We start from the raw sequence: 6,867 nt of genomic DNA on the forward strand, positions 1-6,867 counted from the left end.
CGGATCCGCCCCCTACAGTGCTTCTAAACGCAGCCGTTAACTGCTTTAGGAGAAGCCATGCGGCCAAGCATGAGCGGCCTGCTCGCACCGCGCGCGGCCGCCTTCGACCAGCGCGTCGCCGCGGTCATCGCCCTGGACGGCGTCTACGACCTGGGCCACATCTCCACCGCTTCCCTTCCCCTGCCGCGCGCCGAGGCCGAGCGCCGCCTGCGGGCCGAGCACGACCCCGAGCTCGACGCCATGCTGGAGGCCGCCATGGCCGCCAGTCCGATGATGCGGTGGGCGATCGAACACGGCATGTACGCCATGGGCGTGGACACCCCGCGCGCGTTCGGCGCCACGTACCTCGACTTCCACCTGCGCGACGGCATGGCCGAGAAGATCAGCTGCCCCACGCTGGTCTGCGCCGGCGCCGACGACGGCTTCTTCCTGGGCCGGCCCGAACTGCTGTATGAGCACCTGACCTGCCCCAAGACGCTGCCGGAGTTCACCGCCGACCAGGGCGCCGACGCCCACTGCCAGTCCGGCGCCCAGCGCCTGGCCTTCGCCCGCGTCTATGACTGGCTCGACGACGTCCTCGGCCACGCCGCCTGACCCCGTTCTCACCTCTTCTGGAGTACGACATGACCACCGTGACCGACCAGATCGACCGCGCCCTCGACATGACCGGCGCCATCGTCAAGGGCATCACCGACGACCGGCTCTCCGCCCCCGCGCTCTGCCCCGGCTGGGACGTACGTGCCGAGCTCAACCACCTGGTCGGCGGCATGCGCATCTTCGCCGCCGAGCTCACCGGCACCGACGCCGGCGCCGACCACGACTCCGACTGGCTCGGCACCGACCCGTACGGCGCCTTCGCCACCGCGGCCGACCTCGACCGCGCGGCCTGGCACCGCCCCGACGCGCTGGAAGGGACCGTCCGCCTGGGGTTCGGCGCCGTCCCCGGCCGGATGGCCGCGCTCATCCACCTCACCGAACTCCTCGTGCACGGCGCCGACCTGGCCGTCGCCACCGATCAGGAGCACCTCGTCGACCAGGAGTCCTGCGCGGACCTCCTGACGATCATGCAGGGCATGGACTTCGACGCTTTCCGCCAGCCCGGCATGTTCGGCCCCGCGCTCCCCGCCCCGGCCGGCGCCCTCGCCCACCACCGGCTGCTGGCCTTTCTCGGCCGCGCCGTCGCGCCGCGCTGACGTGCCTTCAGGCCGTGGCGGGTGCGGCGGCGGGCGACACGGTCCGGGCGAGGTAGTCGTCGACGGTGCGGGAGCTGGTGGTGCGGAGGGCGAGGTAGCCGTCGGGGCGGATCAGGACCAGCGTCCCCGGGTGCGCGCGGAACAGGCGCCCGGCCTCCGGGCCGGCCAGCATCGTGGGGAAGTCCGCCGGGCCGGAGTCCACGACCAGGCAGGCGCGGACGTACGCGTCGTGGGTGTCCTGGAGCTCCCGCAGCAGTACGGCGGTCTCGGCTCCGAAGCCCAGCACCGTCCAGTGCGTGCCGCGCGTGATGTCGAACAGCCGGACCGGGGCGCCGTCCGCGGTGATGCCGCGGGCGTCGGGGGCGCGGTCGCCGGCGCGCGGGCCGCCGTGCCTGGAGTCCTCGGTCACGGTGAGGGGGGAGTCGGGGTAGGCGATGGCGAGCTGGTTGGTCTTCGCGAGCAGGCGGCTCATGATGGCGGGCCGCCTGACCAGCGGGAAGATGAGGTGGTCGCGGAGGAAGCGGCGGGCGCCGCGCAGCGCGAACACCGACTCGAAGCCCCGGGAGCTGCCGGCCAGCACCTCGGCCGCGACGGGGATGCGCTCCGCGTCATAGCTGTCCAGCAGTTCGCCGGGAGCGCCGTTCAGGACGGCCGCGAGCTTCCAGCCGAGGTTGTACGCGTCCTGGATGCCGGTGTTCATGCCCTGACCGCCCGCCGGGGAGTGGACGTGAGCGGCGTCGCCGGCGAGGAAGACGCGGCCGTGGCGGTAGTGCTCGACCATGCGGGCGTTGAAGCGGTAGCGCGACAGCCAGGTCGCCTCGGTCAGCGTCACGTCGGTACGGCCGGAGCGGGCGGCGAACAGCTCGCGGAAGAGGTCCAGCGTCGGGTCGGGAACCGAGCCGTCGGGTCCGGGGACCACGTTGGCCTGGTACTGCCAGGCGCCGTCGGCGTTCGGCAACGGCGACACGGCCAGGTAGCCGCCGTCGTCGCCGAACCAGGCGTAGGCGGCGTCGTCGCGCAGCCCGTCGATCGTCACGTCTCCGACCAGGAAGTACTGGTCGTCGTGGGTGCGTCCGTCCATGGTGGCGCCCAGCTGCCGCCGTACGGTGCTGTGTCCTCCGTCGCAGCCGACCAGGTACCGGGCGTGGACGGTCTCGCCGTTCTCCAGCACGGCGGTGACGCCGTCGGCGTCCTGCTGGAAGGAGGCCAGCCCGGCCCCGTACAGGACCTCGCCGCCGAGCTCGGCCAGGCGGTCCCGCAGCACCTTCTCCACCCGCCACTCCGGAAGCAGCACCAGGTCCGGGTACGGAACCCCCGGCCGGGCGCCGGTGCCGGCGGCGGTGGCCAGCTCCACGCTGAGGGTGTGGCCCTGGTGCAGGCGCAGCGGCAGGCCGGTCTCCCCGTTGGCCAGGATCTCGTCGATCACGCCCAGGTCGTCGAGCACCTCCAGGCTGCGCGGCTGCAGGCCCTTGCCGCGCGAGCCGATCGCGGGCCCGGCGTTCTTCTCGATCACCAGGTACGGCACGCCGCGGCGGGCCAGCTCCAGCGCCAGGGTCAGGCCGGTCGGCCCGGCACCCACCACGAGGACCTCGATGTTCCGCGTCATCAGACCGCCCCTTTCCGTTTCACTACGCTGTAGTACTTATTTGTAGTACTACGGCGTAGTAGAGTCAAGGGCATGCCGAAGAAGACCGACCGACGAGAGCTGCTCGCCGACACCGCGCTCCGCCTGATCGACGAGCTGGGCCTGGCCCAGGTGACGCACCGGGCCGTCGACCAGGCCGCCGGCGTGCCGGCCGGGACCACGTCCAACTACTTCCGCACCCGGGCCGCCCTGTACGAGGCCATCGCCCGGCGCATCCTGGACCAGCAGCTGGCCGCCGAGCAGGAACAACCGGCCGGCCCCAGCGCGGCCACCCCGCAGGACGTCGCCGAGCTCCTGGCCGCCGCCGTGGACGCCGGCACCGGCCCGGCGCGCAACCGCTATCTCGCCCGGTTCGAGCTGTCACTGGAAGCCGCGCGCAGCCCCGAACTGGCCGCCCTCATGCGCGAACTTCGCGCCGTCACCCTGCGCATCCGCGCCACCCAGATCCGGGCCGCCTACCCGCACGTGACCCAGGAGCAGGTGGACGCGATCGCCTCCCTGCTGACCGGCATCGCCTTCGACCGCCTCACCCTTGACGTGCCGGCCATGGAGACTCCCGCCATAGCCCGGGCCCTGCTCCGCGGATTCCTCGACTGAACATCAGGTTGCTCGGTCGTGGCCGCCGAGGACCTCGCGCACCAGCTCCCGCAGCCACACGTGCGCGGGGTCCACGTCGTATCGGGGATGCCACGCCTGCGACAGCGTCATCTCCGGCAACGGGAACGGGATCGGGAACCTCACCAGCCCCAGCGCCTCCACCAGCGGCCCGGTCAGCCGCTCCGGCGTCATTCCCACCAGATCGGACTGCCGCACCACCATTAGCGCGGCCTCGAACGTCGGCACCGAGCCCGCGATCCGGCGCCTCAGCCCCATGCCGGCCAGGATCTCGTCCACGGGGCCCGCCGCGCGGCCCCGCCGGGAGGCGATCACGTGCTCGGCCACCGCCAGCCGCTCCGCCGTGACCGGGCCGTCGAGCAGCGGGTGCCCGGGACGTACGACGCCCACCGCCCGGTCCACCATGATGGGCTCGACGCGGGTCTCCGGCGCCGGGTCCGAGATCACGGTCACCTCCAGGTCCGCGCTCCCGTCACGCAGCGCCTGCGCGTCGCCGTACCCCTCGGGGATGAAGTGGAAGCGGACCCCCGGAGCCGACCTGGCCGCCTCCGTCAGCAGCGCCACGCTCATGGCGGTGATCACCGCGTCCGAGGCCAGGATGACGAACCGTCGCACCAGCGTGGCCGGATCCAGCCGGCCCGGCGGCGTGAACACCTTCCTCGCCGCCTCCACCAGCCCCCGTACCTCCGCCTGCACGGCCAGCGCCCGCGGCGTGGGCACCATCTGCCGCCCCGAGCGGACCAGCACGGGATCCCCCATCGCCTTGCGGATACGGCCGAGCGTGCGGCTCATGGCCGGCTCCGACAGGTGCAGCCGCTGCGCGGCGGCCGAGACGCTGCACTCCTCCAGCAGCACGTCCAGAGCGATCAGCAGGTCGAGGCTCGGTTGCGTCTGGCGCATATAACACCTGCCAAAGATGCATTTGAGGTAAGGCCGATGCCGAGTCTACGGTGAATCACGCGGGAGGCCTCCGCTCAACTCATCACCCATCTCCACAAACCGGGGGTTTCGCATGCCCGCAACAATGCTGGAAACCGGACATCCGGCCCGAACGCGGATCATGGCCGTGATGGCCTCCTCCGTGATCCTCGCGGTCGCCTTAGTCGCCGCCGTCAACCTCGCCATCCCCACGATCGCCGCAAGCGACCTGCGCCCGTCGTCGTCGCAGATCCTCTGGATCGTCGACGCGTACGTCATCGTCTTCGCCTGCCTGCTCATTCCCGCCGGAGCGGCCGGCGACCGGTTCGGCCGCAAGGGGGTGCTGCTGACCGGCATGGGCGTGTTCGCCGCCGGCTGCCTGGTAGCCGCGCTCGCACCGGACATCGGCACGCTGATCGCCGCCAGGGCGGTGAGCGGCGCGGGAGCGGCGATGGTCATGCCCGCCTCCCTGGCGCTGACGGTGGGCGCCTACCCGGCCGCCGAGCGCGGGCACGCCGTCGCCGCATGGACCGCCGCCACCGGCGCCGCCGGGGTCCTCGGCAACGTGGGCGGCGGCGTGGTCATGGAGTATCTGCCGTGGCGGGCCCTGTTCGGCGTGCCGGTGCTGCTGGCCGGTGTGCTGGCGGTGCTGGTCGCCGTGGTGGTGCCGCGCGCGCCCCGCCTGGAGGCGGCCCCGCTCGACCTGCCGGGGACGGCGCTGCTCACGGCCGCGTCCGTGGCGCTGCTCGCCGGGGTCATCGAAGGGCCCGAGGCCGGGTGGGGAAGCGGGCTCGTGCTGTCGGCGTTCGGCGCGGCGGTTGTGCTGTTCTGCGTCTTCGTCGGGCACCAGCTCCGCGCGCGGCGGCCGCTGCTCGACCCCCGGTTGTTCGCGCTGCCGCGCCTGCGGGCGGGGACGCTGGGCGTGGCGGTGACGTTCTTCGGGTTGTTCGCGCTGTTCTTCGTCAACGCCCGCTACCTTCAGGAGGTCAAGGGCTTCTCGCCGCTGGTCACCGGCCTGGCGATCGTGCCGCTCACCATCCCCATGATCATCCTGTCGCGCCTCTCGGGCCGCCTGCCCGCCCTCACCGCCGTCCCGGCCGGGCTGGCGGGGATCGTGGCGGGGCTGGCGCTGCTGTCGTTCGCGGACGCGGCCATGCCGTACCCGGTGTACGCCGCCGGACTGGTGGTCATGGGCGCGGCGATGGGGGTGTGCCTGCCGGTGTTGTCGCACGAGATCATGTCCGCGCTGCCGCGCGAGCGGGCCGGGCTGGGCTCCGGGCTCAACAGCGCCACCCGTGAGCTCGGCAGCGCGGTCGGGGTCGCCGTCATGGGCACGGTGATGGCCACGTACGGGATGAGCGCCGGCTACCGCGTCGTGGCGGCCGTGGTCCTGGCCGGCGGGGCGCTCGTCACATGGTGGCGCAGGCGGGCCTGAGACCGGTCAGGACCGCTGGGCAAGGGTGCGGGCCGACCGCCACTCCGGCGCGAGCACCGACCAGACCTCGATGTCATGCCGCTTGCCCCGGTACGGGTAGCTCTCCCGCAGCACGCCCTCTTTCGTCAGCCCGAGCCGCTGGGCCACCGCGACGCTGGCCGCGTTCCCCGCCGCGACCTGCCACTCCACGCGGTGTAGGCCCCGCTCCTCGACGGCCCAATCGATGATCACCCGTACGGCCCTGGTCACCAGCCCCTTGCCCACCGCCGCGGGCTCCAGCCAGCAGCCCACCTCCGCGTTGCCGAGCCTGACGTCCATCGTCCGGAACAGCACCCCGCCCACCAGCGTGCCGTCCGCCCAGATGCCGTAGATCCGGCCGGTGTCCGCAGCGGCCTTGTCCGCGTACGACTGGAGGTACGACCGGCTCGACTCCACATCCGTGACGGCGTCCGGCAGCGCGATGTACCGCCCGATGAACTCCCGGCCCCGCTCCATGTGGGCCAGAAACTCCTCCGCCCGCCACGGCTCCAGCGGCCGCAACTCCGCGCCGCCCTCGCCCAGGGAAATTGCGTACATCATGCCCCCAACGCTCAAACCAGGCCATATCGCCAGGAGATCCTCTCACGGGTGGGCCGCAATCCCGCCTGAGGGTGTTCTGCCGTCTACTACTGCCGGTGGAAGTGCTCGACAAGGTGCTGGACTCGCAGGCCGGCGGCGAAGTCGGCCAGGGTGGTCTCCTCGCCCCGCATGGCGCGGGCGAACTCGCTGAGCCGCGTGTGCTCGCTGCCGCGCGGCTCTTCGAGGTCCACCGGGGTCCATTCCCGGTGGACGCCGCGCCAGAGGCGCGACCAGTCGGTGATCCGGTACGACCGCTCGGACCCGTACAGGGTCCACTCGTACGTCTCCGGACCCGCGGCGACCTGGCCGGAGAGGGTGACGGGCACGTCGCCCGCCAGGAACAGGCCATAGGAGTGTCCTGAAGATCTTGGTGGGTGGGTCAACATGAGCTGACTCACCCTCTTGTTATGGAGTGGTAGTGGCGAGGGCCCAGGTGTTGTTGA

At 72.3% G+C, this 6,867-nt stretch carries 8 protein-coding genes; 4 read left to right on the forward strand and 4 right to left on the reverse strand.

Annotated features, from left to right (window positions below):
• The first annotated feature begins 57 nt into the window (after positions 1-57).
• Positions 58-594 (forward strand): hypothetical protein, encoded by a 537-nt coding sequence (locus AB0J64_RS17190; protein ID WP_364027455.1) that lies wholly within the window; start codon positions 58-60, stop codon positions 592-594.
• 29 nt (positions 595-623) lie between these two features.
• Positions 624-1,193: a TIGR03086 family metal-binding protein gene (locus AB0J64_RS17195; RefSeq protein WP_364027458.1), complete on the forward strand. Its 570-nt coding sequence runs from the start codon at positions 624-626 to the stop codon at positions 1,191-1,193.
• A gap of 7 nt (positions 1,194-1,200) precedes the next feature.
• On the opposite strand, the gene AB0J64_RS17200 is transcribed toward AB0J64_RS17195, so the two are convergent.
• On the reverse strand, positions 1,201-2,799 hold the full coding sequence (locus AB0J64_RS17200) for an FAD-dependent monooxygenase (RefSeq protein WP_364027461.1): 1,599 nt from the start codon (positions 2,797-2,799) through the stop codon (positions 1,201-1,203).
• A 72-nt stretch (positions 2,800-2,871) separates the two neighbouring features.
• On the opposite strand from AB0J64_RS17200, the gene AB0J64_RS17205 reads away from it, so the two are divergent.
• Entirely contained in the window at positions 2,872-3,435 is a 564-nt protein-coding gene (locus AB0J64_RS17205; RefSeq protein ID WP_364027464.1) for a TetR family transcriptional regulator, read from the forward strand.
• A gap of 3 nt (positions 3,436-3,438) precedes the next feature.
• On the opposite strand, the gene AB0J64_RS17210 is transcribed toward AB0J64_RS17205, so the two are convergent.
• Entirely contained in the window at positions 3,439-4,353 is a 915-nt protein-coding gene (locus AB0J64_RS17210; RefSeq protein WP_364027467.1) for a LysR family transcriptional regulator, read from the reverse strand.
• Positions 4,354-4,522: 169 nt separating this feature from the next.
• Here AB0J64_RS17210 and AB0J64_RS17215 point away from each other — a divergent pair, with 169 nt between their 5' ends.
• Entirely contained in the window at positions 4,523-5,806 is a 1,284-nt protein-coding gene (locus AB0J64_RS17215; RefSeq protein WP_364027470.1) for an MFS transporter, read from the forward strand.
• Between the two features lie 6 nt (positions 5,807-5,812).
• On the opposite strand, the gene AB0J64_RS17220 is transcribed toward AB0J64_RS17215, so the two are convergent.
• On the reverse strand, positions 5,813-6,382 hold the full coding sequence (locus tag AB0J64_RS17220) for a GNAT family protein (RefSeq protein WP_364027491.1): 570 nt from the start codon (positions 6,380-6,382) through the stop codon (positions 5,813-5,815).
• Between the two features lie 89 nt (positions 6,383-6,471).
• Positions 6,472-6,810 (reverse strand): hypothetical protein, encoded by a 339-nt coding sequence (locus tag AB0J64_RS17225; protein WP_364027473.1) that lies wholly within the window; start codon positions 6,808-6,810, stop codon positions 6,472-6,474.
• Positions 6,811-6,867: the final 57 nt, after the last annotated feature.

The organism is Nonomuraea sp. NPDC049695 (assembly GCF_040674955.1).
GTDB classification, from domain to species: Bacteria; Actinomycetota; Actinomycetes; order Streptosporangiales; family Streptosporangiaceae; genus Nonomuraea; species Nonomuraea helvata.

What these genes read in the sequence shown, in the direction of transcription:
- AB0J64_RS17190 (WP_364027455.1), top strand. Translation starts at nt 58, where the DNA reads ATGCGGCCAAGCATGAGCGGCCTGCTCGCACCGCGCGCGGCCGCCTTC.
- AB0J64_RS17195 (WP_364027458.1), top strand. Translation starts at nt 624, where the DNA reads ATGACCACCGTGACCGACCAGATCGACCGCGCCCTCGACATGACCGGC.
- AB0J64_RS17200 (WP_364027461.1), bottom strand. Translation starts at nt 2,799, where the DNA reads ATGACGCGGAACATCGAGGTCCTCGTGGTGGGTGCCGGGCCGACCGGC.
- AB0J64_RS17205 (WP_364027464.1), top strand. Translation starts at nt 2,872, where the DNA reads ATGCCGAAGAAGACCGACCGACGAGAGCTGCTCGCCGACACCGCGCTC.
- AB0J64_RS17210 (WP_364027467.1), bottom strand. Translation starts at nt 4,353, where the DNA reads ATGCGCCAGACGCAACCGAGCCTCGACCTGCTGATCGCTCTGGACGTG.
- AB0J64_RS17215 (WP_364027470.1), top strand. Translation starts at nt 4,523, where the DNA reads ATGGCCTCCTCCGTGATCCTCGCGGTCGCCTTAGTCGCCGCCGTCAAC.
- AB0J64_RS17220 (WP_364027491.1), bottom strand. Translation starts at nt 6,382, where the DNA reads ATGTACGCAATTTCCCTGGGCGAGGGCGGCGCGGAGTTGCGGCCGCTG.
- AB0J64_RS17225 (WP_364027473.1), bottom strand. Translation starts at nt 6,810, where the DNA reads ATGTTGACCCACCCACCAAGATCTTCAGGACACTCCTATGGCCTGTTC.